Raw genomic sequence first — 25,811 nt, 5'->3', positions numbered from 1 at the left:
GGCGGGCGTCGGTCAGACGCGGTCGCCCTCGCCCAGGTGGTGCACCCGGACCATGTTGGTGGTGCCGGGGACGCCGGGAGGCGAACCGGCGGTCATCACGACGACGTCGCCCTCGTTGAACCGCTTGAGCTTCTGCAGCTCGTGGTCGACGAGTTCGACCATCTCGTCGGTGCTGTTCACGAACGGCACGACGTGCGACTCGACGCCCCAGCTCAGCGTGAGCTGGTTGCGGGTGCCCTCGTCCGTGGTGAAGGCCAGGATCGGCTGGGCGGCGCGGTAGCGCGAGAGGCGGCGGGCGGTGTCACCGGACTTGGTGAACGCCACCAGGCCCTTGCCGCCGAGGAAGTCGGCGATCTCGCAGGCGGCGCGGGCGACCGAACCACCCTGCGTGCGCGGCTTCTTGCCCGGGACCAGCGGCTGCAGGCCCTTGGAGAGCAGCTCCTCCTCGGCCGCGGCGACGATCTTCGACATCGTCTTCACGGTCTCGACCGGGTACGCGCCCACGCTGGACTCGGCCGACAGCATGACCGCGTCCGCGCCGTCCAGGATCGCGTTGGCCACGTCGGAGGCCTCGGCGCGCGTCGGACGGGAGTTGGTGATCATCGACTCCATCATCTGGGTCGCCACGATCACCGGCTTGGCGTTGCGGCGGCACAGCTCCACGAGGCGCTTCTGCACCATCGGGACCCGCTCCAGCGGGTACTCGACGGCCAGGTCGCCACGGGCCACCATGACGGCGTCGAACGCCGCGACGACGCCCTCCATGTTGTCGACCGCCTGCGGCTTCTCCACCTTGGCGATGACGGGGACGCGGCGGCCCTCCTCGTCCATCACCTTGTGGACGTCGTTCACGTCGTTGGCGTCGCGCACGAAGGACAGGGCGACCATGTCGCAGCCCATCCGCAGCGCGAAGCGCAGGTCCTCGACGTCCTTCTCCGACAGCGCGGGCACGTTCACGGCCGCGCCGGGCAGGTTGATGCCCTTGTGGTCGGAGATCACGCCGCCCTCGATGACGACCGTCTTGACCCGCGGGCCGTCGACCTCGACGACCCGCAGCTCGACGTTGCCGTCGTTGATGAGGATCTGGTCGCCCTTGGAGACGTCACCGGGCAGACCCTTGTAGGTCGTGCCGCAGATGTGCTTGTCGCCCGGCACGTCCTCGGCCGTGATGACGAACTCGTCGCCACGCTCCAGCTCGACGGGGCCTTCGGCGAAGGTCTCCAGGCGGATCTTGGGGCCCTGCAGGTCGGCCAGGACACCGATGGCGATGCCGGTCTCGGCCGAGGCGGCCCGGACACGGTCGTACCGGCCCTGGTGCTCGGAGTGCGAGCCGTGGCTGAAATTGAAACGGGCCACGTTCATGCCGGCCTGGATCAGCGCGACCAGCTTTTCGTGGGAGTCGACCGCGGGGCCGAGAGTACAGACGATTTTCGAACGGCGCATGGGGCGATCCTATCGGTTTGTTTCGCAACGGAATATTCCGTCTGGCGGAAGATACAAATGGGCGGGCGGGTGCTCAGGCGTGGCTCTCCGCCCCGCTCAGGCGCCGCCTTTTCCGACCAGCGCGTACGTCTGTGTGGCAATCTCCAGTTCCTCGTCCGTCGGCACGACGGCGACCGCGACGCGCGCGTACGGCGGCGAGATGAGCCGGGGCTCACCGCCGCGCACGGCGTTCAGTTCGCCGTCGACCGCGAGCCCCAGTTCCTCCAGGCCCCTGATCGCGGCCTCGCGCACCGGGGCGGCGTTCTCGCCCACCCCGGCGGTGAAGGCGACGGCGTCCACCCGGCCCAGGACCGCGTAGTAGGCGCCGATGTATTTCTTCAGCCGGTGGATGTAGATGTCGAAGGCGAGCCGGGCCTGTTCGTCCCCCTCGTCGACGCGACGGCGGATCTCCCGCATGTCGTTGTCGCCGCACAGACCGATCAGCCCGCTCTTCTTGTTGAGAAGAGTGTCGATCTCGTCCGTGGACATGTTGCCAACGCGCTCCAAATGGAAGATGACGGCCGGGTCCACGTCGCCGGAGCGCGTTCCCATCACCAGCCCCTCCAGCGGGGTGAGCCCCATCGAGGTGTCCACGCACCGCCCGCCCCTGACCGCGGACGCCGAGGCCCCGTTGCCCAGGTGCAGCACGATGACGTTGACCTCCTCGGGCGCCTTGCCGAGGAGTTCGGCGGTCGTCCGGGAGACGTAGGCGTGCGAGGTGCCGTGGAAGCCGTACCGGCGGATGCGGTGCTCGTCCGCCGTCGCCACGTCGATCGCGTAGCGCGCGGCCGCCTCCGGCATCGTCGTGTGGAACGCGGTGTCGAAGATCGCGACCTGGGGGAGGTCGGGGCGCAGCGCCATCGCGGTGCGGATGCCGGTGAGGTTCGCCGGGTTGTGCAGGGGGGCGACCGGGATCAGCCGCTCGATCTCCGCGAGGACCTCCGCGTCGATGACCGTCGGCTGCGTGAACGTCCGCCCGCCGTGCACCACCCGGTGGCCGATGGCGGCCAGTTCGGGGGAGTCGAGACCGAGTCCGTCGACGGCCAGTTCCTCGGCCATCGCCTTCAGCGCGGCATCGTGGTCGGCGAACGTGTCGGCCCGCTCGCGGGTCTCGCCCGTCGTCCGCGTGGTGTGCCGCAGCAGCGAGGTCCCCTCGCCGATGCGCTCCACCAGGCCGACGGCGAGCCGGGTGCCGTCGCGCATGTCGAGCAACTGGTACTTCACCGACGACGAGCCGGAGTTGAGGACGAGGACCCGCACGGCCGGCGGGGCGGCGGGCTCCTCGGGCGCGGGGGCCGAGGGGGACGGACGGTCGCTCACGGACGGCCAGCCTTCCGGTCGGGGGTCTGGGACTGGATCGCCGTGATGGCGACCGTGTTGACGATGTCCTGGACGAGCGCGCCGCGGGACAGGTCGTTGACGGGCTTGCGCAGACCCTGGAGCACCGGGCCGACGGCGATCGCGCCGGCCGAACGCTGCACGGCCTTGTAGGTGTTGTTGCCGGTGTTCAGGTCGGGGAAGATCAGCACGGACGCCTGTCCGGCGACCTTCGATTCCGGCAGCTTGGTCGCCGCGACCGACGGCTCGACGGCGGCGTCGTACTGGATCGGCCCCTCGATCCGCAGGTCGCCGCGGCGCGCGCGCACCAGCTCGGTCGCCTCGCGCACCTTGTCGACGTCGGCGCCCGAACCCGAGGTTCCCGTGGAGTACGACAGCATCGCGATCCGCGGTTCGACGCCGAACTGCTGTGCGGTGGCGGCCGAGGAGATGGCGATGTCGCAGAGCTGCTCGGCGTTCGGGTCGGGGTTCACCGCGCAGTCGCCGTAGACCAGGACCTTGTCGGCCAGGCACATGAAGAAGACGGACGAGACGATCCTCGACTCCGGCCGGGTCTTGATGATCTCGAACGCGGGCCGGATCGTGGCCGCCGTCGAGTGCACGGCCCCCGACACCATCCCGTCGGCCAGGCCCTCCTCCACCATCAGCGTGCCGAAGTAGTTGACGTCCGCGACGACGTCGTAGGCCAGCTCGACCGTGACGCCCTTGTGGGCGCGCAGTTCGGCGTACTTCTCGGCGAAGGAGTCCCGCAGCGGTGACGTCTGCGGGTCGATGATCTGGGTGGAGCTGATGTCGATGCCGAGGTCGGCGGCCTTCTTGCGGATCTGGTCGACCGGGCCGAGCAGGGTCAGATCGCAGACCCCCCGGCGCAGCAGCACCTCGGCGGCGTGCAGGACGCGCTCCTCGGTGCCCTCGGGCAGCACGACGCGGCGCCTGTCGGAGCGGGCCTGCTCCAGCAGCTGGTGCTCGAACATCATCGGGGTGAGCCGGTCGCTGCTGGGCGCGGAGACCCGCTTCAGCAGGTCGACGGTGTCCACATGGCGCTCGAACAGGCCGAGCGCGGTCTCGGCCTTGCGGGGCGTGGCCGCGTTCAGCTTGCCCTCCAGGGCGAAGAGCGCCTCCGCGGTGGGGAAGGAGTTCCCGGCCACCGAGACGACCGGGGTGCCGGGCGCGAGGCGGGCCGCGAGCGTGAGGATCTCGTCGCTCGGCCTCTCGTCCAGGGTGAGCAGGATGCCGGCTATCGGCGGGGTGCCGGCGCTGTGCGCGGCGAGCGAGCCGATCACCAGGTCGGCCCGGTCCCCGGGGGTGACCACGAGACATCCCGGGGTCAGCGCCGCCAGGAAGTTCGGCAGCATCGCGCCGCCGAAGACGAAGTCCAGCGCGTCACGGGCGAGCCCCGCGTCGTCGCCGAGGAGCACCTTGCCGCCGAGCGCGTGGGTGATCTGCGCGACCGTGGGAGCCGAGAGCGCGGGCTCGTCGGGAAGGGCGTAACAGGGCACCGGCAGCCGGGAGTCGAGCCGCTCCGCGATCTCGGCCCGGTCCTCCGGGGCCACCCGGTTCACCACCATGGCCAGGACGTCGCACCCCAGCCCGTCGTACGCCCGGTAGGCGTTGCGGGTCTCGGCGCGCACCGACTCGGCGCTCTGGCCCCGGCCGCCGACGACCGGGAGCACGGAGGCGGCGAACTCGTTCGCCAGCCGGGCGTTGAGCGCCAGTTCGTCGGGGACCTGGGTGCCGGCGAAGTCGGTGCCGAGGACGAGGACGACGTCGTACTCGCGGGCGACCAGGTGGAACCGGTCGACGAGGGTGGACACCAGCTCGTCGGTGCCCTGCTCGGCCTGGAGCGCGGACGCCTCGTGGTAGTCCATGCCGTACACGGTCGCCGGGTCCTGCGTGAGCCGGTAGCGGGCCCGCAGCAGCTCGAAGAGCCGGTCGGGACCGTCGTGCACGAGCGGGCGGAACACCCCCACCCGGTCGACCTGGCGGGTCAGGAGTTCCATGACCCCCAGTTCGACGACCTGACGGCCGTCGCCTCGGTCGATCCCGGTCACGTACACGCTGCGCGTCACGCGTGCTCTCCATCCGTTTCGTCGCCAGGCTGATTTCTGGGCTCGGAAAAAGGGCCCACCAACGTGAGCAGAACCCTCTTGACAATACCTCCGGCGCTGGCTACAGGCTGTCCCGCGATCCCCGGTGGGGCGGCCCGTAGCCGCCCGGCAGGGGAAACGCGCCGGTCAGCGTCCGGGTCGGGGGTGCGCGCCGGACGGAATCGGCGGGGCACCCCGGGCCGTGAAACAATCGAAGCGGCTCACACGAACCGGCAGGGAGCAGGAGACACAGCACGATGCGCATCGGAGTTCTCACGGCAGGCGGCGACTGTCCTGGCCTGAACGCAGTGATCCGGTCGGTCGTGCACCGAGCGGTCACCAACTTCGGGGACGAGGTCATCGGCTTCGAGGACGGCTACGCCGGGCTCCTCGACGGCCACTACCGCACCCTCGACCTCAACGCCGTCAGCGGCATCCTCGCCCGCGGCGGCACCATCCTCGGCTCCTCCCGGCTGCAGCGCGACCGGCTCCGCGAGGCCTGCGACAACGCCCAGGACATGGCCCGCGAGTTCGGTATCGACGCGCTCATCCCGATCGGCGGCGAGGGCACCCTCACGGCCGCCCGGATGCTGTCGGACGCGGGTCTGCCGGTGGTCGGCGTGCCGAAGACCATCGACAACGACATCTCCGCGACGGACCGCACCTTCGGCTTCGACACCGCCGTCGGCGTCGCCACGGAGGCCATGGACCGGCTGAAGACGACGGCCGAGTCGCACCAGCGTGTGATGGTCGTCGAGGTCATGGGCCGGCACGCGGGCTGGATCGCCCTGGAGTCCGGCATGGCGGCCGGCGCCCACGGCATCTGCCTGCCCGAGCGGCCCTTCGACCCGTCCGACCTGGTCGCGATGGTCGAGGAGCGCTTCGCGCGCGGCAAGCGGTTCGCCGTCGTCTGCGTCGCCGAGGGCGCCCACCCCGCCGAGGGCACCATGGACTACGGCCACGGCGAGATCGACCAGTTCGGCCACGAGCGCTTCCAGGGCATCGGTACGGCCCTCGCCTACGAGCTGGAGCGCCGTCTCGGCAAGGAGGCCAAGCCGGTCATCCTCGGCCACGTCCAGCGCGGCGGCTCGCCGACCGCGTACGACCGCGTGCTGGCCACCCGCTTCGGCTGGCACGCCGTCGAGGCCGCGCACCGCGGCGACTTCGGCAAGATGACCGCCCTGCGCGGCACGGACATCGAGATGGTGCCGCTCGCGGACGCGACCACCGAACTGAAGACCGTGCCGAAGGACCGCATGGACGAGGCGGAGTCGGTGTTCTAGTCCCGCTCCCGGCGCTCCGGAGTCCCGGACCCGCGGGACCGGAGTCCCGGAAGCCGAAGTTCCGGCCCCGGAGGCCGGAGGAGGTCCGACGCCCGTCCGGGCGTCGGACCATGGTTCCGGCAGCAGCGGCAGCAGCCCCTGCCCGGGGCCGGCGTCCCGCGCGGCCCCCGGGACCTCAGTAGGTGTTCGCGCGGACGGCCGTCCAGAAATGCTCGACGACCCGGTCGAGGAAGTCCCGGCCGGACTCGCCCGAGCCGGTGGCGGCCGGACCGCCGCCCCAGTTCAGCGTGGCGGCCATCTGCCCCTGGTAGTCGCCGTGCAGCTCCTCCAGGACGACCTCCAGCAGGCCGCGTTCCAGCGGCACCGTCTTGCAGACCGGGCGCACGTAGGCCTGCCAGCGTGTCGTCACGGCACTGCGCAGCAGGTCGGCGAGCCGGCCGTCGCGGCCCGTCACGGTGATGAAGTCGGGCAGCGAGAGGTCGAGCACCTTGCCGAGCGCGGTCGACTGCCGTTCGTTGCCGCGCCAGTTGCCGGACTCCTCCATCCGCTCGTAGGCGAGGAGGTCGATCCCGACAGCGTGCGCCACGTCCTCCGGGGCGAGATCGCGGGCGACGCGGTGTTCGCGCAACGTGCGCGGAGCGCCTATGAGTTCATTCGTGGAGCACCACAACACGCCTGCGAGAGCGGTGAGTTCGGGGCTGCTCGGCGCGGTGATGCCGCGTTCCCAGGCGATGACCAGATCGGGTGTGGCGTACGGCAGCCCGTACGAGGCTCTCAGGCCGTACGCGACGTGTTCGGGCCCCATTCCGAGCGCTGCCCGCAGTCTTCGGGCGGCGGGGGCGTTGAAGGGCGGGTTGGGCTGTTGGGCTTGCGGTCGGTGCACGCGCACAAAGTATGGGCCGGGGGCGGTGGTGACTACGGTCTGTTCGGCCACAATTACAGATTGTAGGAACATACGGTTTCGGTCGTGGTCCGGAACGTGCCCCGACACGGCGGGTGTTCGCTCTCCGGCGGCCCGCCGAGGGGCACGAGCGGCCTGAGCCGCAACGGAGTCGACCGGACGGCGGACCGGGTGTGTCGCCCCGGGGGCCGGGCCGGTCAGCCCTTCACCCAGCGGTACTGCAGCTCCGGCCGCCCGACCGTGCCGTACTGAGGAGCGCGTCCCGCCCGGCCCGCCTCCACCAGGTGTTCCAGATAGCGCCGGGCCGTGATCCGGGAGATGCCGACGGCCTCGGCGACCTTGGCCGCCGTCAGCCCGTCGGCATGGTCCCTGAGGGCGACGGTCACGCGTTCCAGGGTCGGCGCGCTCAGGCCCTTGGGCAGCGAGGCCGGAGCGGGCGCGCGCAGGGCGGCGAGCGCTCGGTCCACCTCGTCCTGTCCGCTCGCCTCACCGGCCGCCGCGCGGAACTCCGCGTACCGGATCAGCCGGTCGCGCAGGGTGGCGAAGGTGAACGGCTTGAGCACGTACTGGACGACCCCGAGCGCCACCCCCTCCCGCACGACCGCCAGATCCCGTGCCGAGGTCACCGCTATGACATCGGCGTGATAGCCGGCGGCGCGCAGTGAGCGCGCGAGCAGGAGGCCGTGCGTGTCCGGCAGGTGCAGGTCGAGCAGCAGCAGGTCGACGGGCGTACGGTCCAGCGCGCGGCGCGCCTGCGCACCCGTGTGGGCCTTGCCCACCGCGGTGAAGCCGGGTACCCGGCCGACGTACATGACGTGCGCGTCGGCGGCCACGGGATCGTCCTCGACGACGAGCACACGGATCGGATCGGTCATGCGCCGCCTCCCTGCAGAACGGACTCGGACTGCAGGGCGGACCGCGTGCCCGGGACCGGGCCGGTGCCCGGGGCCGAGCCCGGGGCGGCCCCGGTGTCCGGGGCGGCAGGGGTGCCGTCCCCGGCCGGATCCGCGTCGGCGGGCGGGGCGGGGAGCGGCAGGCGCGCTTCGAACTCCGCTCCGCCGGCGGGCCCTTCGCGCACCTCCAGCGTGCCCGCGTGCCGGTTCACCGTCTGCCGGGCGAGGGCCAGGCCGAGTCCACGGCCGCCGGGGCCCGCCGGTTTCGTGGACCAGCCGGACCGGAAGACCTGCTCGGCGTGGGCGGGGTCCACCCCGGAGCCGGTGTCGGCGACCCGCAGCACCAGGGCCGCTCCCTGTGTGAACGCCGTCACCGTGACCCGGGCGCCCACCGTGCCCTGCGCCGCGTCCATCGCGTTGTCGATCAGGTTGCCGAGCACGGTGACCAGGTCGCGCGGGGTGAGCGAGGCCGGGAGCAGTCCGTCGTCGATGCCGCTGTCCTCGGAGACCACGAGCTCCACCCCGCGCTCGTTGGCCTGCGCCGCCTTGCCCAGCAGCAGCGCGGCGAGGACCGGTTCACTGACCGCGGAGATCACCTCGTCGGTGAGGGCCTGCGCCAGCTCCAGTTCGGCGGTGGCGAAGTCGACGGCCTCCTCCGCGCGGCCCAGTTCGATGAGGGAGACCACCGTGTGCAGCCGGTTCGCCGCCTCGTGCGCCTGCGAGCGCAGCGCCTGGGTGAAGCCGCGCTCCGAGTCCAGTTCGCCCGTCAGCGACTGGAGTTCGGTCACGTCGCGCAGGGTGACCACCGTGCCGCGGCGCTCGCCGCCGGACACCGGGGAGGTGTTCACGACCAGCACGCGCGCGTCCGTCAGATGGACCTCGTCCACGCGGGGCCCGGCCGACAGCAGCGCGCCCGTCAGCGGCGCGGGCAGCCCGAGTTCGGCCGGCGAACGGCCGACCACGTCGCCCGTGACGCCGAGCAGCTCCCGCCCGCCGTCGTTCATCAGCGCCACCCGGAACTGCCCGTCCAGCATCAGCAGCCCCTCGCGCACGGCGTGCAGTGCGGCCTGGTGGTAGTCGTGCATCCGGCTCAGCTCGGCCGCGTTCATGCCGTGGGTGGAGCGGCGCAGCCGGGCGTTGACGACGTACGTGCCGACCGCGCCCAGCAGCAGCGCGCCCGCCGCGACCCCGATCAGGGCCGTCACCTGGTCCTGGACGCGCTCCGTGATCGCCTCGACCTTGATGCCCGCGCTGACCAGGCCGATGGTCCGCCCGCCGTCCTCGATCGGGGTGACGGCGCGCACGGAGGCGCCGAGACTGCCCGTGTACGTCTCGGTGAAGGACGTGCCCGCCAGCGCCGGTCCGATGTGCCCGAGGAAGTGCTTGCCTATCAGCTTCTCCTTGGGGTGCGTCCAGCGGATGCCCCGCGGATTCATGATCGTCACGAAGTCGACGTCGGTGTCCCGCTGGACGCGCAGGGAGTACGGCTGGAGGTCCTCGGTGGGGTTCGCCGTGCCGATGGCCGCGTGGACGGAGGGGGCGTCCGCGACCGAGCGGGCGACCGCCATCGCCTGGCGGCCCGCGGCCTCCTCGGCCTGGCTGCGGTCGCCGACGTAGGTGAACAGCGCGTAGCCCGCGACGACGACCGCGATGAGTACGGCCTGCATGCCGAAGAGCTGGCCGGCCAGGCTGCGGGGGCGCGGGACACGGGGGAGACGCATGCCGTTCAGTGTGCCTTCCCCCGGCGCGGGCGCCCCAGCCCGTGCGTCCTGGCCGCCGACCCGATGGCCACGCCTCGCCCCGGCGTGGGCGCCCCGGGTGGGCGTGACGAAGCGGGTGCTGCCGGAGTGCGCGACCGAGGAGGTGCTCCGGGGTGTGTGGCGAGGTGGATTTCCCGGGGGGTGACGACGCGGATGTCCGGGGTGTGTGAACTCAATGAACGCAACCGTGACCGCCCTCACATGCCGGGAGATAGTCCCCTCATCCCCTCCGGGAGCCCACGCCTCCCGGACCTCCCGGACGTGAGCCGCACGCCGGGTTTCCCCGGACGTGAGCCGCACGCCGGGTTCCGCCGGTCGTGAGCCGCACGCCGGATGATGCCGATGACGTCGTCAAGGAGGGCAGCCGTGGCCAGCGCACAGCGGACCGCACCTGCCGCACCCGCCGCCGGGCGGGACCGCACGCACTATCTCTACATCGCCGTGATCGGCGCCGTGATCCTCGGGATCGCGGTGGGTCTGATCGCTCCCGGCTTCGCCGTCGAGCTCAAGCCCGTCGGTACGGGCTTCGTGAACCTGATCAAGATGATGATCTCCCCGATCATCTTCTGCACGATCGTGCTCGGCATCGGTTCAGTCCGCAAGGCGGCCAAGGTCGGTGCCGTCGGCGGCATCGCGCTCGGCTACTTCCTGGTCATGTCGCTGGTCGCGCTCGCCATCGGTCTGGTCGTCGGCAACATCCTGGAGCCGGGCAGCAGCCTGGCGATGACCGACGCGGTCAAGCAGGCCGGCCAGGGCCAGGTGTCGGCGGAGGCACTGCCGCCGGTCGACTTCGTGCTCTCGATCATCCCGACCACGATGGTCTCGGCGTTCACCGAGGGCCAGGTCCTGCAGACCCTCCTCGTGGCGCTCCTGACCGGGTTCGCCCTCCAGGCCATGGGAGCGGCGGGGCAGCCGGTCCTGCGCGGGGTGGAGCACATCCAGCGGCTCGTGTTCCGGATCCTCGCCATGGTGATGTGGGCGGCCCCGCTCGGCGCCTTCGGCGCCATCGCCGCCGTCACCGGTTCCGCGGGCCTGGACGCGCTCAAGAGCCTCGCCGTGCTGATGCTCGGCTTCTACGTCACCTGCTTCCTCTTCGTCTTCGTCGTGCTCGGGGCGCTGCTGCGCGTGGTGACGGGCCTGAACATCCTCACGTTCCTGAGGTACCTGGGCCGGGAGTTCCTGCTGATCCTGTCCACCTCGTCCTCCGAGTCCGCCCTGCCGCGGCTGATCGCGAAGATGGAGCACCTGGGCGTCGGCAAGTCGGTGGTCGGCATCACCGTCCCGACCGGCTACTCGTTCAACCTCGACGGCACGATGATCTACATGACCATGGCCTCGCTCTACATCGCCGACGCGATGGGCACGCCGATGGCGGTCGGGGAGCAGATCCCGCTCCTGCTCTTCCTCCTCGTCGCGTCCAAGGGCGCGGCCGGGGTCAGCGGGGCGGGCCTGGCCACGCTGGCCGGAGGCCTCCAGTCGCACAAGCCCGCCCTGGTCGACGGCGTCGGCCTCATCGTCGGCATCGACCGCTTCATGAGCGAGGCGCGCGCGCTGACGAACTTCGCCGGCAACGCCGTGGCCACGGTCCTGATCGGCACCTGGACGAAGGAGATCGACAGGGAGCGGGTGTCCCGGGTCCTCGCCGGAGAGATCCCCTTCGACGAGAAGACCCTGGCGGCCGACGCCGACGCCTCCCCCGACACCCACGCGGACGTGCCGGAGCAGGGCGGCGAGAAGGAGCCGGCCACGGCGCAGTAGCTCCCGGGGCCCGTCCGGCACTCCCCGCCCGAGGGGCCCCGGGACGCCGGGCGGCCGGGCATCCCCCCACGGGCCCGGCCGCCCGGTCACGGCTGGGGCCCCGGGGCACCTGACTCCTCCGGGGCCTCAGCCGCTCAGCTTCGCCACGAGTTCGGTGGCGCGTGAGGCGGGTACGCCCGCCGCGGTCAGCATGGTGACCGTGGCGGAGCCGCCCGCCTCCTCCGCCGCCAGGAGCCCGTCGTTCACCGCCTCCATGAGGGCGAACAGGGTCTGCTCGTGCACGTACGCCAGCGCGTACGGAGGCAGCGGCGAGGCGAACACGCCCTGGTCCAGGCCGCGTCGGAGAATCTCCGCGCAGGCCTCGCGGACCGGCGTCAGACGTTCGCGGATGCCCTGCATGGTGACGCTGCGCTGGGCGAGGGCGACCAGCAGCCGGTAGCGGTCGGCGATCTCCCAGACGGCCAGGGTCGAGCGGGCCAGCGACTCGGCCGGGTCCGCGACCCCTTCGCGGCCCGCCGCGTGCGCCGCCGCGACCGCCGCCACGGCCTCGTCGGTCAGGGTGCCGACCAGCGCCTCGCGGCTGGGGAAGTGCCCGTAGACCGTACGCCGTACGACCCCCGCCGCCCGCGCGATCTGGTCCATGGACGCGTCGGGGTCACGCAGCAGTTCGGCGAGTGCGACGTCCAGGATGCGGCGGCGGTTCACATCGGCGCGGCTCGGGTTACCCGTGGTCATGGCTGCCATTCTGCCCGCCCGCCGCCGGGCGGTGGCCTGTCCTGTGATCACGGCTCTCGACCTCCTTCATTTGCACAGCGCTGTGCAATCTCGTATCTTGCACACTGTTGTGCAGTTGCACTCCACTGTGCAAGTTCTGGTGCGGACGATCTCCGCGCCCGTCGACGAAGGAAGGGCGACCGTGGCCATGCGCCTCGTCATGAACGAACCGGTCGAGCAGATGGACCGGCCCTACGCCAGGCGGTGGTGGGCGCTGCTGGTCCTCTGCCTGAGTCTGCTGATCATCGTGATGGCGAACACCGCCCTCACGGTCGCGGCTCCCGACATGACCCGGGACCTCGGCCTGTCCAGCGCCGACCTGCAGTGGGTCATCGACGGCTACACCGTCCCGTACGCCGCCCTGATGCTGCTGCTCGGCGCCATCGGGGACAAGTACAGCCGCCGCGGCGCCCTCGTCCTCGGGCTCGTCGTCTTCGGCGGCGGCGCGGTCGCCGGCTCGCTCGTCGGCAGTGCCACCGGAGTCATCGCGGCCCGTGCCGTCATGGGCGTCGGCGCCGCGCTGATCATGCCGGCCACCCTGTCCCTGCTCGCCGCGACCTTCCCGCGCGCCGAACGGGCCAAGGCGATCGTCCTGTGGACCGCCACCGCCGGACTCGCCATCGCCGCAGGTCCGCTCGTCGCGGGTGCCCTGCTGGAGCACCACGGCTGGTCGTCCACGTTCCTGATCAACGTGCCGATCGCCGCGCTCGCCGTCGTCGGCGCGCTGGTCCTGGTGCCGCCGTCCAGGGCCGCGCACCACAACCGCATCGACTACGTCGGCGGGCTGCTCTCGGTCGTCTGGATCGGCTCCCTCGTCTACATGATCATCGAAGGGCCGCACTTCGGGTGGGGCGTGAAGGCCGTGACCGCGGCCGTGGTCGCCGGGGCCGGACTGGTCCTGTTCGTGCTGTGGGAGCTGCGCCACCCGCGCCCGGTCATCGACGTACGGCGCTTCGCCCACCGTCGCTTCGCCGGCTCGAACCTCGCCGTCGCCCTCTTCTTCCTGGCCGTCTTCGGCGCCTTCTACTACCTCACCCAGCACCTCCAGTTCGTCCTCGGCTACGACGCGCTGGACACCGGCGTACGGATGCTGCCGCTCGCCGGCGCCGTCTTCGTGGGCTCGGCGCTCACCGGCTACCTCACTCCGCGCATCGGCATGAAGTTCACGGTCACCGCGGGCATGGTCGGCGGCACGGCGGCGCTGGCGCTGCTCACCCGGGTGGACGCCTCCTCGGCGTACGGCGACCTCGTGCTGCCCCTCGTCATGCTCGGCCTCGCCATCGGACTGGCGCTCTCGCCCTGCACGGACGCCATCATGGGCGCGTTCCCCGAGGCCGAACTGGGCGTCGGCGGCGCGGTCAACGACACCTCGCTCGAACTCGGCGGTTCGCTCGGCATCGCCATCCTCGGTTCGGTGCTGGCGAGTTCGTACTCCTCGCACCTCGCCGACGCGACCGCGGGCAGCAAGCTCCCGGCGGGCGCCCTGGCCACCGCGCAGGACTCGGTGGGCGCCGGGTACGCCGTCGCCCAGGGCATCGGCGACAAGGCCCGGCAGCTCGGCGAGCAGGCCGCGCAGTCGGCGAACGCCGAACAGGCGGCCCAGTTGAAGGCCCAGGCCGGTCAACTCGCCGACGGGGCGCGGCAGATGGCGGACGCGGTCGGCTCGTCCTTCTCGGACGCGGTGGCCCACACCAGCCTCGTCGGAGCGGTGATCCTGGGTGTCGGCACGGTGCTGGTCGCGGTGCTGCTGCCGCGCAAGGCACGTACGGAGGGGGAGGCTGGGACCGGCGCCGAGGAGGCGACCGATGCCGAAGTCCCGGTCGAGGACGAGGTCGAGGTCGAGGGTGCGACCGGCGCCGAGGCCGAGAGCCGGGCCGAGAGCCAGAGCGAGAACCAGAGCGAGAGCCAGGTCGAGCAGCCGGTCGAGAACGAGGGCGGCAGCGGCGGGGGGAGCGAGGGGGAGTCCGAGGGCGGAACCGTGACCCCCCGGGCCGCCGTCTCGTAGAACATGCACTACCGTGCCGTGCCGGACCGTCCGGCACGGCACGGAACGTTCTGCGGAGGACACCGAGCATGAAGATCGACTGGGACCGGCGTACCTGTGCGCGCAAGGGGCACGTCACCTACGCGCCGGACGACCCGCGCCTGCGGGTGCGGCTGCGCGCCGAGACCGCGCTCGGTGAGATCTGGCGCTGCCTGCGCTGCGGCGACTTCGCGCTCGGCGCCCCGCACGGCTCGGGCCCCGCCGCCGAGGCGCCCCTGGTCCCGCGCGGCAAGGTGCTCCGTGACCTGTTCATCCTGCGCTTCCTCGCGATCGAGCGGGCCGTGCGCGGGGTGTTCATCGTGCTGGTCGCCGCCGCCGTGTGGAAGTTCAGCAACAGCCAGGACGCGGTGCGCAGGCTCTTCGACGAGTACCTCGACGTCCTCAGACCGGTCTTCCGGCACTTCCACTACGACCTGGACCACTCGCCCGTGGTCGGCACCATCCAGAAGACCTTCGGCTACAAGCACTCCACGCTGCTGCTGGTCGCGGGCCTGCTGCTGGCGTACGCGCTGATCGAGATCGTCGAGGCGGTCGGGCTCTGGTACGCCAAGCGCTGGGCGGAGTACCTCACGGTCGTCGCCACCGCCGCGTTCCTCCCGCTGGAGATCTACGAACTCACCGAGCACATCAGCTGGCTGAAGATCGCGACGCTGGTCCTGAACGTCCTCGCCGTCCTCTACATCGCCCTCGCGAAACGGCTGTTCGGCCTGCGCGGCGGACGCAGGGCGTTCGAGGCGGAGCGGCGGAGCGCCTCGCTCCTGGAGGTGGAGGAGTCCGCCGGGGTCATGGTCTGACCCGGCCGGCCGCGTCCAGGCGGGCCAGGTCCTCCGCGCCCAGGACCAGGTCCGCGGCGCCCGCGGAGTCCCGGGCGGTCCCCGGGCGGCTGGCGCCCGGGATCGGGATCACCGTGGGGGAGAGGGCCGACAGCCAGGCGAGAGCCACCTGTTGCGGGCTCACCCCGTGTTCCCGGGCCACCGCGTGGAAGGCCCCGAACCGGTCCTGCGGAGCGTCTCTCCCGCCGTCGGACGGACCGTCCAGGGAACTGCGGGAGATGCCGCCCAGCGGGCTCCAGGGCAGGAAGGCGAGTCCCAGCTCGGCGCACAGAAGCAGTTCGGGGCCGCTGTCGCGTACCGCGGGAGAGTACCGGTTCTGGACGGAGACCAGCCGGTCGCCGAGGATCGCGTGGGCCCGGCGGATCTGGTCGGCGGTGGTGTTGGAGACGCCGGCCAGCCGGATCGTGCCCGCGTCGAGCAGGTCGCGCAGCGCGCCCACCGAGTCCTCGAACGGGACGGCGGGATCGGGCTTGTGCAGCTGGTAGAGGCCGATCGCCTCCAGGCCCAGCCGCTTCAGGGAGGCCTCGGCCGCCGCCTTCAGATGGCGCGGGGAGCCGTTCACCGTCCAGGTGCCGTCGGCCGGTCTGCCCCGCCCGCCCTTCGTGGCCACCAGGACGTCCGCGGTGTCGCCGCCGTACGTCGCCAGGGCGCGGGCCACGAGCCGTTCGTTGTGGCCGGGTCCGGCGCCGGGCAGGTGATAGGAGTCCGCCGTGTCGAGGAGCGTGACACCCGCGTCGAGGGCCGCGTGCACCGTGGCCAGGGCCCGCGCCTCGTCCGGCGCTCCCTCGATCGACAGCGGCATCACGCCGAGCCCCACGGCGCTCACCCGGAGTCCGCCCAGAGTGCGGTGGCGCATGTCAGCGGTCCTTTCCGAGCGTCTCGGCCACGGCACGCGGCAGCCAGGTCCGCGCGTCACCGAAGCGGAAACCGAGCCGTGTCGCCCGGGAGTTGTCCATGCCGTAGGAACGGCGGAAGGAGAAGGGGGAGACCTCGCCCACCTCGACGGGCTCCAGGACCGTCCGGCCGTCCGGGAGGTGCGCGCCGATCGCCTCGCACAACTCCCGTGTGGTCAGGGGCCCGTGGGAGGCCGCGTTGACCGGGCCGGTGAAGTCCTCGCCCACCGTCCAGAACAGGAAGCCGGCGATCTCCTCGACGTGGATGTAGGTCGCCGGGTGGTTCACGGCGGGCACGGCGACCGGTTTCCCGGTGCGGATCCGGTCGGCGTAGTGCTCCAGCCGACCGGTGAAGTCGTCGTCCCCGCCCAGCACATGGGCGACGCGCACGGCCACGTACGGGAAGGCGGGGGCGGCCGCGAACACCGCCTCGGCCTGCCGTTTGCCCTCGCCGTAGTGCGCCTCGAGGAACTCCTGGTCGTCCCAGGGGAGTTCGGTGTCCACGGCGACCGTGCGCGGATCCACGGCGTCCTCGCCGACCGGGTCCGCCGAGTCCTCGTACTCGTACACCTCGACGGTGGACGTCATCACGTACCGGCGGGTGCGCCCCGCGAAGACCCGGCGGGCGATCTCCGCCTGCCGCGGGGTGTAGCAGACCTGGTCGACGACGACATCGAAGACCCGTGAGCCCAGCGCCTCCTCCAGGGACTTCTCGTCGTCGCGGTCGGCGATCAGATGGACCGTCCCGGCGGGCGGCGCGGACGAGCCGCGGTTGACGACGGTGACCCGGTCTCCCGCCGCGATCAGCCGGGCTATGAGACGTTTTCCGAAATACCGGTTTCCGCCGATGACGCAGATCTCCCGCATGTCGCCCTCCCCTTTTCCCCGCACCCGTGCCCCATGCACCCATGCGTCCCGCTCCCCGTGCCGGCCACCGTTCTCCGGTCGTTCACGGTGCGTCGGCCTGTGGTCATAATTCTCCCGTCGCAGAGGTCGGTTCCGAAGGGGGAGACATGGGAGATCCGGCTGTAGCACCGAAAGAAACACGGCATCCGCGCGCCGTCTCCGGCGAAACGCCGGTGGGCTTCGACGCGCTCGACCGGCAGATCCTGGAACTGCTCCAGAGCGAGGGCCGCATCAAGCTCAGCGAGCTGGGCCGCCGCGTCCGGCTGAGTCCCGCCGCGGTCGCGGAGCGGGTGCGCCGACTGGAGGCGACGGGCGCGATCACCGGGTACGGCGCCCAGGTGTCGGCGTCCCGTCTCGGCTACGGCATCCAGGCCTTCATCCGCGTCAATCCGCACGGCGGCTACACGCTCAAGCACCCGCGGACCCTGGAACTGCTCGCCCGCCCCGAGGTCACCGAGGTCCACCACGTCGTCGGCGAGGACTGCTGGATCCTCAAGGTCGCCGTCGAGGACACGATCCACCTGGAGGACGTCCTGGAACAGACCTCCGCGCTCGGGCGGACGACGACCTCGATCGTGCTGTCGTCCCCGGTGGACCGCAAGCCGCTGCTCCCGCGCGCCTCACGCTGACCCGTCCGACGGGCCCGAGCACGCTTGCCTTGACGTCGGCGTCAAGGACTACCGTCGGGGTCATGCGAATCGGCGAGCTGGCCGCACGGGCCGGGACGACCACGCGGACCCTGCGCTACTACGAGTCGCGGGGGCTGCTGTCCGCGCGGCGGGGCGAGAACGGGTACCGGACGTACGACGAGGACGATCTGCGGCTGCTGCGGCAGATCAGGACGCTGCAGGACTTCGGGTTCGACCTGGAGGAGACGCGGCCCTTCGTCGAGTGTCTGCGGGCCGGGCACCCCGAGGGCGACGCGTGCCCGGCGTCCCTGGACGTCTACCGGCGCAAGCTCGGCGAGCTCGACGCGCTGATCGGCGAGCTGCGGTCGGTGCGCGCACAGGTCGGCGAGCAACTGGCGCGGGCGGAGCGGGCGCGGGACGCGCTGGCCGCCGACGCCGAGGTTCCGGGTGGTCCGGAACCCGTGTGCGAACTGGGAGGGCGGACGCGATGATCAGGGCGGCAGGCGTGGCCGAGGTGACGGACGCGGACTTCGGGGCGGAGGTGATCGGCTCGGATCTGCCCGTGCTGGTGGAGTTCACGGCCGACTGGTGTCCGCCGTGCCGGCAGATGGGGCCGGTGCTCGGCGAGCTGGCCTTCGAGGAGGCCGACCGGTTCAAGGTCGTCCAGCTGGACGTCGACACCAATCCCGAGACGACGCTGGCCTACGGCGTGCTCTCGATGCCGACGTTCATGGTCTTCCGCGACGGCGAGCCCGTGAAGTCGATGGTGGGCGCCCGGGCCAAGCGGCGGTTGCTGCAGGAGCTGGACGACGTGCTCTGATTCCCCCCGGCAGGCGGGCCTCCCGGCGAACCGGCACGGGCACCGGCGCATGAGCCGGTACACAAAAAATCCCCTGGGCAATTGCGCCCGGGGGATTTCTCTGCGTATATTCGATGATTCACGACTTCGAGGAATGAAGACGTGAAGAAGTTCAGTAGCCGCAGTATATCTGGGTGGGAGCAGAATTGTCAAACAAGGGAACGCACACAGAATTCCCCGACGATGAACTGCGAAGTGAGCAGGAATTCATCGACGGGCTGTACGCGCGCGTGGACGCCCTGCGCGGTGCCGCCGAGACCTCCGTCGGGGACGCCCTCGCCCAGGGCAACACACCCATGCAGGCGCGGCTCGAACGGGACGTCCTGGTCGCCGAACGCTCGGGTCTGCTGGCCGCGCTCAACGCCGTGGACGGTTCGCTCTGCTTCGGCCGCATCGATCTGTCCCCCGTGGAGGGCGGGCCCGCCGCCGGCGTCAGCCACCACATCGGCCGCATCGGCATCCGCGCCGACGACATCGAACGCACCCCGGTCCTGATCGACTGGCGGGCCCCGGTCGCCCGCCCCTTCTACCTGGCCACCGGGCACACCCCGATGGGCCTGCGCCGCCGCCGGCACATCGGCACCGCGGGCCGGCACGTCACCGACCTGCACGACGAGATCCTCGACCTCGGCGACCGCGAACGCACCGGCCACGAGGACCCGACCGGCGACGCCGTGCTGCTCGCCGCGCTCAACTCGGCCCGCACCGGCCGGATGAGCGACATCGTGCAGACCATCCAGGCCGAGCAGGACCGGATCATCCGCGCGCCGCACCGGGGCGTCATGGTCGTCGAGGGCGGCCCCGGCACGGGCAAGACGGCCGTGGCCCTGCACCGCGCCGCGTACCTGCTCTACGAACACAGGGAACTGCTTGCCAAGCGCGCCGTCCTGATCGTCGGCCCCAATCCGGCCTTCCTCGGCTACATCGGCGAGGTGCTGCCCTCGCTCGGGGAGACCGGCGTGCTGCTCTCGACCGTCGGCGAACTCTTCCCCGGCGTCCACGCGACGGCCGTCGACACACCCGGGGCCGCCGCCGTGAAGGGCCGCGCCGACATGGCCGACGTCCTCGCCGGGGTCGTCCGGGAACGGCAGGCCCTGCCCGACCCGGTGATCGCCATCGAGCACGACCGGGACGTCCTCATGCTCGACGCGGGCCTCGTCCAGGTCGCCAGGGACCGCACCCGCGCGGCCGGTCTGCCCCACAACGCGGCCCGTGAGCACTTCGAGGGCCACATCCTCAACACGCTCACCGACATGCTCGCCGAACGCATCGGCACGGATCCCTTCGACGGCTCCAACCTCCTCGACCCGGGCGACATCACCCAGATCCGCGACGAACTCGCCGAGAACCCCGAAGTCTGGTCGGCCGTCGACCGGTTGTGGCCGAGACTGACCCCGCGGCGGCTGGTCGCCGACTTCCTGGCCGACCCGTACGGCCATGTCCCGGACGAGGACGCGGCGGCGATCCACCGCCCGTCGACCGGCCCTGCCGACTGGACCGCCGCGGACGTGCCCCTTCTCGACGAGGCCGCCGAACTCCTCGGCGAGGACGACCGTCTCACACGGGCACTGGCCGACCGGGAACGCCGTACGCAGATCGCCTACGCGCAGGGCGTGCTGGACGTCTCCTACGCCTCGCGGACCTACGAGTTCGAGGACAAGGACGAGGAGGACTCCGAGATCCTGTCCGCGCACGACATCATCGACGCCGAGCGGATGGCCGAGCGGCACGAGGAGGACGACCACCGCAGCGCCGCCGAGCGCGCCGCCGCCGACCGGACCTGGGCCTTCGGCCACATCATCGTGGACGAGGCGCAGGAGCTGTCGCCGATGGCCTGGCGGCTGCTGATGCGCCGCAGCCCCACCCGGTCGATGACGCTCGTCGGCGATCCCGCGCAGACCGCGGAGGCGGCGGGGGTCGGCTCGTGGGAGGAGATCCTCGCCCCGTACGTGCAGGACCGCTGGGAGCACACCCGGCTCGGCGTCAACTACCGCACCCCGTCCGAGATCATGGACGTGGCCGCCGGTGTGGTGCGGGCCGAGCGCCCCGGGTTCGAGCCGCCGCGCTCCGTCCGGTCCACCGGGGTACGGCCCTGGGCCCGGGAGGCCGGGGCCGACCTGCCCGGCGCGGTCGCCGAGGCCGTCGCGGAACTGACCCCCGCCGAGGGGCGGCTCGCGGTGATCGCGCCGAAGTCCCTGCACGCGGCGCTCGCCGGCCGGCTGGACGGGGTGACGGCGGGCGCGGAGCCCGACCTCACCCGCACGGTGGTGCTCCTCGACCCCCGGCAGGCCAAGGGGCTGGAATTCGACTCGGTGCTGGTGGTCGAGCCTTCGGCGTACGGGACGAGCGACCTGTACGTGGCACTGACCCGGGCCACCCAGGCGCTGGGCGTCCTGTACACCGGCGAACTGCCCGCGTCGCTGCGGGGCACCGGCCTGCGGTGACGGCCCTGCCCGGTCCCCGGCGGTGGTGCCGCCGGGGACCGGGCAGGCGCTGCCCGGCTAGGCCGGCCGCAGCCACACCGTCGCCAGCGGCGGCAGGGTCAGCTGGATGCCGGCCGCGCGGCCGTGCCGGCCGGTGGGTTCCGGTTTGACGGGGTCGGGGTTGGTGACGTCGCTGCCGCCGTAGCGCAGGTCGTCGGTGTTGAGGACCTCGCGCCAGGCGGGGATGTCCTCGGGGACGCCGAGGCGGTAGCCGTGGCGGACGGCGGGGGAGAAGTGGGAGACGGCGAGCAGGGGGGTGCCGTCGGCGGCGTGGCGCAGGAACGCGAAGACGTTGTCGTCGGCGGCGTCACCGGTGATCCAGGAGAAGCCGGACGGGGCGGTGTCGCGTTCCCACAGCGCGGGCTCGTGCCGGTAGACGGTGTTGAGGTCGCGGACCAGGTCGCGGACCCCGCGGTGGTCGGCCTCGGCGCCGTAGGAGGGGTCGAGGAGCCACCAGTCGGGGCCGTGGGCCTCGGACCACTCGGCACCCTGGGCGAACTCCTGTCCCATGAAGAGGAGTTGCTTGCCGGGATGGGCCCACATGAAGGCGAGGTAGGCGCGGAGGTTCGCGCGCTGCTGCCACCAGTCGCCGGGCATCTTGGAGACGAGCGAGCGTTTGCCGTGCACGACCTCGTCGTGGGAGATCGGCAGGACGTAGTTCTCGCTGTAGGCGTACACCATCGAGAAGGTCATCTCGTCGTGGTGGTACTTGCGGTGGACCGGCTCGTGCCGCATGTACTCCAGCGAGTCGTGCATCCAGCCCATGTTCCACTTCAGCCCGAACCCCAGGCCGCCGAAGCCGCCGGGGCCGGTGTGGTGGGTGGCCCGGGTGACGCCGTCCCAGGCGGTGGACTCCTCGGCGATCGTGACGACACCGGGGTTGCGGCGGTAGACGGTGGCGTTCATCTCCTGGAGGAAGGCGACCGCGTCCAGGTTCTCGCGGCCGCCGTGCTCGTTGGGCGTCCACTGGCCGGGTTCACGGGAGTAGTCGAGGTAGAGCATGGAGGCGACGGCGTCGACGCGCAGGCCGTCGATGTGGAACTCCTCGCACCAGTAGGTGGCGTTGGCGACGAGGAAGTTGCGGACCTCGCGGCGGCCGTAGTCGAACTCCAGGGTGCCCCAGTCGGGATGGGCGGCGCGGAGCGGGTCGGCGTGCTCGTACAGGGGGCGGCCGTCGAACTCGGCGAGGGCCCAGTCGTCGCGCGGGAAGTGGGCGGGGACCCAGTCCATGAGAACGCCGATGCCGGCGCGGTGCAGGGCGTCGACGAGGTGCTTGAAGTCGTCGGGGGTGCCCAGGCGTGCGGTGGGCGCGTAGAACCCGGTGACCTGGTAGCCCCAGGAGCCGCCGAAGGGGTGCTCGGCGACGGGCATCAGCTCGACATGGGTGAAGCCGAGGTCGGTGACGTAGGCGGGGAGCTGGTCGGCGAGCTGACGGTAGGTCAGGCCCGGTCGCCAGGAAGGCAGATGTATCTCGTACACCGAGAACGGCGCCTCGTGGGCCGGCCGGCCGGCCCTCTTCGCCATCCACTCCGTGTCGCGCCACTCGTGGTGGGAGGCGTGGACGATCGACGACGTGGCGGGCGGTGCCTCCGTACGGCGGGCCATCGGGTCCGCGCGCAGCGTGCGGGAACCGTCGGGGCGGGCGATGTCGAACTTGTACAACTCGCCCTCGCCGACGGCCGGAACGAACAGCTCCCACACCCCGGAGGAGCCCAGCGACCGCATCGGATGCCCCGTGCCGTCCCAGAAGTTGAAGCCGCCGGCCACCCGGACGCCGCGCGCGTTCGGGGCCCACACGGTGAAACGCGTGCCGGCGACGCCCTGATGCTCCATCGGCTCGGCGCCGAGCGCCTGCCACAGCTCCTCGTGCCGGCCCTCGCCGATCAGGTGCAGGTCCAGCTCGCCCAGCGCGGGCAGGAACCGGTACGCGTCCTCGGTCTCCAGCACCGTCCCCTCGTAGGCCACGAGCAGCCGGTACGCGTCCGGGACCGCGCGCAGCGGCAGCAGCCCCGAGAAGAAGCCGTCCCCGTCGTCGCCCAGTTCCGCGCGCAGGCCGTCCGTCACGACGGTGACCCCGAGCGCGTACGGGCGGAAGACCCGGAAGGCGACGCCGTCCGGCATCGGATGGGCCCCCAGCACTCCGTGCGGATCGTGATGCGTACCGTCGAGCAGCCGCTGCCGGTCCGCCGGACCGACCCCGGCGGACACGGAACCGCCCGCGGACGGCACGGGGCTGCTTCCGGCCGGTTTCCCGGCCGTCGGCCGCCCGGCGGGTTTCGTGTCCTCGGCGGCCGGTTTCTTCGCTCTGTTCTTCTTCGGAGTGTTGTCGGACCGGGGGCGGGGCGTCACGGGCAGGGCCTCCTCGGGCGGGTGAGCTGGGGGCAGGGCACAGGGGGATCAGGGCGACGCGGCCAGCCGCCGCACCGCCGCCATCGGAACCGGCAGCCAGTCCGGGCGGTGCCGGGCCTCGTACACGACCTCGTACACCGCCTTGTCGGTCTCGAAGGCGCGCAGCAGTACGGGATCCGTGCGCGGATCGAGACCGCTGGCCTCGGCGTATCCGGTGCAGTAGGCGGCCCGGCAGACGTCGGCCCAGTCGGTCGCCGGCGGTGTCCCGGTGGTGCCGGGCACCCGGGGCAGGGAGTGGGCCGCGTAGTCGAAGGAGCGGAGCATGCCCGCGATGTCGCGTGCCGGGGGCTGGGGCAGACGGCGCTCGGCGAGCGGTTTCGAGGGTTCGCCCTCGAAGTCGATGAGCGACCACCGCCCGTCCGGGGAGCGCAGACACTGGCCGAGGTGCAGATCGCCGTGGATGCGCTGGGCCGTCCACGTGTGGCCCTCGGCGGACAGATCGGCCAGCGCCTCGAACGCGGTCCGCAGACCGGGCGCGTGGGGCCGGAGCACCGGCACCGCCCGCGCCGCGGCCTCCAGCCGTTCGGCCATGGCGTCGGCCAGGGGCCGCAGCCGGTCGTGGCCGAGGGACACCACGGGCAGCGCGCGGGCGAGTGCCGCGTGCACCTCGGCGGTGGCGCGCCCCAGCTCCCGTGCCTCGGCGGCGAAGTCCTCGCCCTTGGCGAGCTCGCGCAGCGCCAGCTCCCAGCCGTCCGAGGCGCCCTGCACGAACGGCTGGAGCACGCCCAGGACGTACGACTGCCCGGACAGTTCGGCGCGCAGCCAGGCGGTGGGCGCCGGCACCCGCGCGCAGCCCTCGCGGGCCAGGGCCAGCGGCAGTTCGAGGTCGGGATTGATGCCGGGCACGATCCGCCGCAGTAACTTCAGGATGAAGGTGTCGCCGTAGACCACCGACGAATTGGACTGCTCGGCGGTCATCATCCGCGGCACGAGCCCGGGCCGTATCTCCTGCCCGGCGTCCCGCTCGAAACGCAGCCCGCCGATGCGGGCCCGGGAGCGCAGGGCCTCCAGGAGCACATCGGCGGGCTGGGGGTCGTGGAGGGCCTCGTACACCGTGCGTCCGGCGAGCGGCCCCTCGGTCAGATGCCCGATCAGCGCCGGCGCCAGCCGCGGCGGCAGCGCCTCGCGCACGCCGATCAGCAACTGGTAGCAGTCGCCGGGGACGGCCGGGGCGCCCGGGGCGGGCGGCTGGTGGGCGCGCGCCAGCAGGTGGTAGAGGCCGAGCGGGCCGTTCGCCGGCAGTAACTCGGTGGCAGTGACCAGCGAGAGCCCGGTGACGGGCCGTCCCTTGCCGGCGAACCAGCGCTGCCGCGGCAGCCAGGTGCGCAGGAGCGGGTCCAGGGACGCCAGAAGGCCGGGACCTGGGGGTGCGGTGCGTGTGACGGCTTCCGACATGGGTCGCGTCCTTTCCCCGGAGTCGGGGTGTTCCTGCATGCGTGCCCCGGGCGAAGCCGTGGAAACCGCCCCGCCCGGGGGCCTTTTCGGTCGAGCGGGTCCGGGAGATTTCCTGCGGACCCGGCACAAGGGTGTCCAATTCCGGTGTGTGATACCAGACCTGGACACCCTTGCGACGTTCACTCCCGCCCGCGCCGCCCGCGCCGCCGCGCCGCCCGCGCCGCCGCGCCGCCCGCGCCGCCGCGCCGCCGCGCCGCCGGGCCACCGGGGAGAGGCGCGGGGGATGTTCGCTCGGGGCTTGCGAATCCCCCGCGCCGGCCAGGGGGAAGAGCCGCGGAGTCCGCGGGATTTCCGTGTCCGAGTGCGGGTCGGACCGAGGGCGGCGACAGGGCGGGCCGTCACCCGGGATACAGAGCGGGTTCCCGGGTTCGTCCCGTCGCCACGGTCTTCACAGGACGTGCACGACGTCGGGTCGGTGGCCGGCCGGCCGCGAGGCCGCCCGCCGGTGCGGGGCGCCGGTCCGCCGAGAAGGGGATCCGTCATGAAACGGTGCCTGGCCTGGGCGATCCCATCCGTTCCCGTGCTGCGCACATGCCGTGAACTCCCCCCCAGGGAGTGGCCTCCGTGGAGGTGGCCAAGATCAGACTAGGTGGGTGTGATCGTTCTGGGAAGCATGTGAACGAAGTGTGGAGGCCGCGTTGTCGAAACGTGACCGCGTCCGGAACCCGGTCGGGTTCCGGACGATGTCCCGGGCGGCGCGTCAGGCGGCGTCCCTGCGCAGGCGGAACCAGTAGAAGCCGTGGCCGGCCAGGGTCAGCAGGTACGGCAGTTCGCCGATGGCCGGGAACCGGACGCCGCCGATGAGTTCGACCGGGTGCCTGCCGTTGAACTCGCGCAGGTCGAGTTCGGTGGGCTGGGCGAAGCGGGAGAAGTTGTGCACGCACAGCACGAGGTCGTCGTCCCCTTCGCCCTCGGTCGTGGGTGCTTCGCGCAGGAAGGCGAGGACGGCGGGGTTGGAGGAGGGGAGTTCGGTGTAGGAGCCGAGTCCGAAGGCCTTGTTCTGTTTGCGGATCTCGATCATGCG

Annotated in this window: 20 protein-coding genes; 8 read left to right on the top strand and 12 right to left on the bottom strand. The window is 72.0% G+C overall.

Annotated features, from left to right (window positions below; genetic code table 11):
* Nucleotides 1-12 precede the first annotated feature (12 nt).
* From pyk to pta, 3 genes are all read right to left on the bottom strand, one after another.
* A complete protein-coding gene (pyk, locus tag ACH4S8_RS15895; RefSeq protein ID WP_398394170.1) occupies nt 13-1,443 on the bottom strand; it encodes a pyruvate kinase in 1,431 nt (476 codons plus the stop codon).
* Nucleotides 1,444-1,539: 96 nt separating this feature from the next.
* Nucleotides 1,540-2,742: an acetate kinase gene (locus ACH4S8_RS15890; RefSeq protein WP_398395024.1), complete on the bottom strand. Its 1,203-nt coding sequence runs from the start codon at nt 2,740-2,742 to the stop codon at nt 1,540-1,542.
* 56 nt (nt 2,743-2,798) lie between these two features.
* Nucleotides 2,799-4,889: a phosphate acetyltransferase gene (pta, locus tag ACH4S8_RS15885; protein WP_398394168.1), complete on the bottom strand. Its 2,091-nt coding sequence runs from the start codon at nt 4,887-4,889 to the stop codon at nt 2,799-2,801.
* A 275-nt stretch (nt 4,890-5,164) separates the two neighbouring features.
* Here pta and ACH4S8_RS15880 point away from each other — a divergent pair, with 275 nt between their 5' ends.
* Nucleotides 5,165-6,190 carry an ATP-dependent 6-phosphofructokinase gene (locus ACH4S8_RS15880; protein WP_398394166.1) on the top strand — a complete coding sequence of 342 codons (1,026 nt, stop codon included), beginning with the start codon at nt 5,165-5,167 and terminating at the stop codon, nt 6,188-6,190.
* A 175-nt stretch (nt 6,191-6,365) separates the two neighbouring features.
* Here the strand turns inward: ACH4S8_RS15880 and ACH4S8_RS15875 are convergent, their stop codons facing one another.
* The 3 genes from ACH4S8_RS15875 to ACH4S8_RS15865 all read right to left on the bottom strand — a co-directional run bounded on the left by ACH4S8_RS15875 (nt 6,366) and on the right by ACH4S8_RS15865 (nt 9,705).
* Nucleotides 6,366-6,995, bottom strand: a complete 630-nt coding sequence (locus tag ACH4S8_RS15875) for an XRE family transcriptional regulator (protein WP_398395022.1) — start codon at nt 6,993-6,995, stop codon at nt 6,366-6,368.
* Nucleotides 6,996-7,288: 293 nt separating this feature from the next.
* Nucleotides 7,289-7,966: a response regulator gene (locus ACH4S8_RS15870; RefSeq protein ID WP_398394164.1), complete on the bottom strand. Its 678-nt coding sequence runs from the start codon at nt 7,964-7,966 to the stop codon at nt 7,289-7,291.
* On the bottom strand, nt 7,963-9,705 hold the full coding sequence (locus tag ACH4S8_RS15865) for an ATP-binding protein (protein ID WP_398394162.1): 1,743 nt from the start codon (nt 9,703-9,705) through the stop codon (nt 7,963-7,965). Before ACH4S8_RS15865 ends, ACH4S8_RS15870 begins: the two co-directional genes overlap by 4 nt.
* 381 nt (nt 9,706-10,086) lie before the next feature.
* On the opposite strand from ACH4S8_RS15865, the gene ACH4S8_RS15860 reads away from it, so the two are divergent.
* Nucleotides 10,087-11,502, top strand: a complete 1,416-nt coding sequence (locus ACH4S8_RS15860; RefSeq protein WP_398394160.1) for a cation:dicarboxylate symporter family transporter — start codon at nt 10,087-10,089, stop codon at nt 11,500-11,502.
* A gap of 126 nt (nt 11,503-11,628) precedes the next feature.
* Here ACH4S8_RS15860 and ACH4S8_RS15855 read toward each other — a convergent pair whose 3' ends face one another.
* Nucleotides 11,629-12,246: a TetR/AcrR family transcriptional regulator gene (locus tag ACH4S8_RS15855; RefSeq protein WP_398395020.1), complete on the bottom strand. Its 618-nt coding sequence runs from the start codon at nt 12,244-12,246 to the stop codon at nt 11,629-11,631.
* A gap of 178 nt (nt 12,247-12,424) precedes the next feature.
* On the opposite strand from ACH4S8_RS15855, the gene ACH4S8_RS15850 reads away from it, so the two are divergent.
* Both ACH4S8_RS15850 and ACH4S8_RS15845 read left to right on the top strand, forming a co-directional pair.
* Complete coding sequence (locus ACH4S8_RS15850) at nt 12,425-14,281, top strand: MFS transporter (protein WP_398395017.1); 1,857 nt, start codon at nt 12,425-12,427, stop codon at nt 14,279-14,281.
* A gap of 68 nt (nt 14,282-14,349) precedes the next feature.
* Entirely contained in the window at nt 14,350-15,114 is a 765-nt protein-coding gene (locus ACH4S8_RS15845) for a DUF2127 domain-containing protein (RefSeq protein WP_398394157.1), read from the top strand.
* Here the strand turns inward: ACH4S8_RS15845 and ACH4S8_RS15840 are convergent.
* A complete protein-coding gene (locus ACH4S8_RS15840) occupies nt 15,104-16,009 on the bottom strand; it encodes an aldo/keto reductase (protein WP_398394155.1) in 906 nt (301 codons plus the stop codon). The genes ACH4S8_RS15845 and ACH4S8_RS15840 overlap by 11 nt on opposite strands.
* Nucleotide 16,010: 1 nt before the next feature.
* Nucleotides 16,011-16,913 (bottom strand): NAD-dependent epimerase/dehydratase family protein, encoded by a 903-nt coding sequence (locus tag ACH4S8_RS15835; RefSeq protein WP_398394153.1) that lies wholly within the window; start codon nt 16,911-16,913, stop codon nt 16,011-16,013.
* 146 nt (nt 16,914-17,059) lie between these two features.
* On the opposite strand from ACH4S8_RS15835, the gene ACH4S8_RS15830 reads away from it, so the two are divergent.
* From ACH4S8_RS15830 to ACH4S8_RS15815, 4 genes are all read left to right on the top strand, one after another.
* The gene (locus tag ACH4S8_RS15830) at nt 17,060-17,581 is read left to right on the top strand and encodes an Lrp/AsnC family transcriptional regulator (protein WP_398394151.1); all 522 of its coding nucleotides are present in this window, start codon (nt 17,060-17,062) and stop codon (nt 17,579-17,581) included.
* A gap of 62 nt (nt 17,582-17,643) precedes the next feature.
* Nucleotides 17,644-18,072, top strand: a complete 429-nt coding sequence (locus tag ACH4S8_RS15825) for a MerR family transcriptional regulator (RefSeq protein WP_398394149.1) — start codon at nt 17,644-17,646, stop codon at nt 18,070-18,072.
* Nucleotides 18,069-18,401, top strand: a complete 333-nt coding sequence (locus ACH4S8_RS15820) for a thioredoxin family protein (protein WP_398394147.1) — start codon at nt 18,069-18,071, stop codon at nt 18,399-18,401. Before ACH4S8_RS15825 ends, ACH4S8_RS15820 begins: the two co-directional genes overlap by 4 nt.
* A 185-nt stretch (nt 18,402-18,586) precedes the next feature.
* Nucleotides 18,587-20,884, top strand: a complete 2,298-nt coding sequence (locus ACH4S8_RS15815) for a HelD family protein (RefSeq protein ID WP_398394145.1) — start codon at nt 18,587-18,589, stop codon at nt 20,882-20,884.
* A 57-nt stretch (nt 20,885-20,941) separates the two neighbouring features.
* Here ACH4S8_RS15815 and glgB read toward each other — a convergent pair whose 3' ends face one another.
* From glgB to ACH4S8_RS15800, 3 genes are all read right to left on the bottom strand, one after another.
* Entirely contained in the window at nt 20,942-23,272 is a 2,331-nt protein-coding gene (gene glgB / locus ACH4S8_RS15810; RefSeq protein ID WP_398394143.1) for a 1,4-alpha-glucan branching enzyme, read from the bottom strand.
* A 48-nt stretch (nt 23,273-23,320) separates the two neighbouring features.
* Nucleotides 23,321-24,727, bottom strand: coding sequence for a phosphotransferase (locus tag ACH4S8_RS15805; RefSeq protein WP_398394141.1), 1,407 nt, complete (start codon nt 24,725-24,727; stop codon nt 23,321-23,323).
* 760 nt (nt 24,728-25,487) lie between these two features.
* Nucleotides 25,488-25,811 (bottom strand): alpha-glucosidase C-terminal domain-containing protein (locus tag ACH4S8_RS15800; protein WP_398394139.1); only part of this gene is annotated, 324 nt, incomplete at its 5' end.

Source organism: Streptomyces sp. NPDC021080 (assembly GCF_044333225.1).
GTDB lineage: Bacteria > Actinomycetota > Actinomycetes > Streptomycetales > Streptomycetaceae > Streptomyces.
Note: the sequence above shows the minus strand (reverse complement) of the source record. Positions and strands in the feature narration are given on the sequence as shown.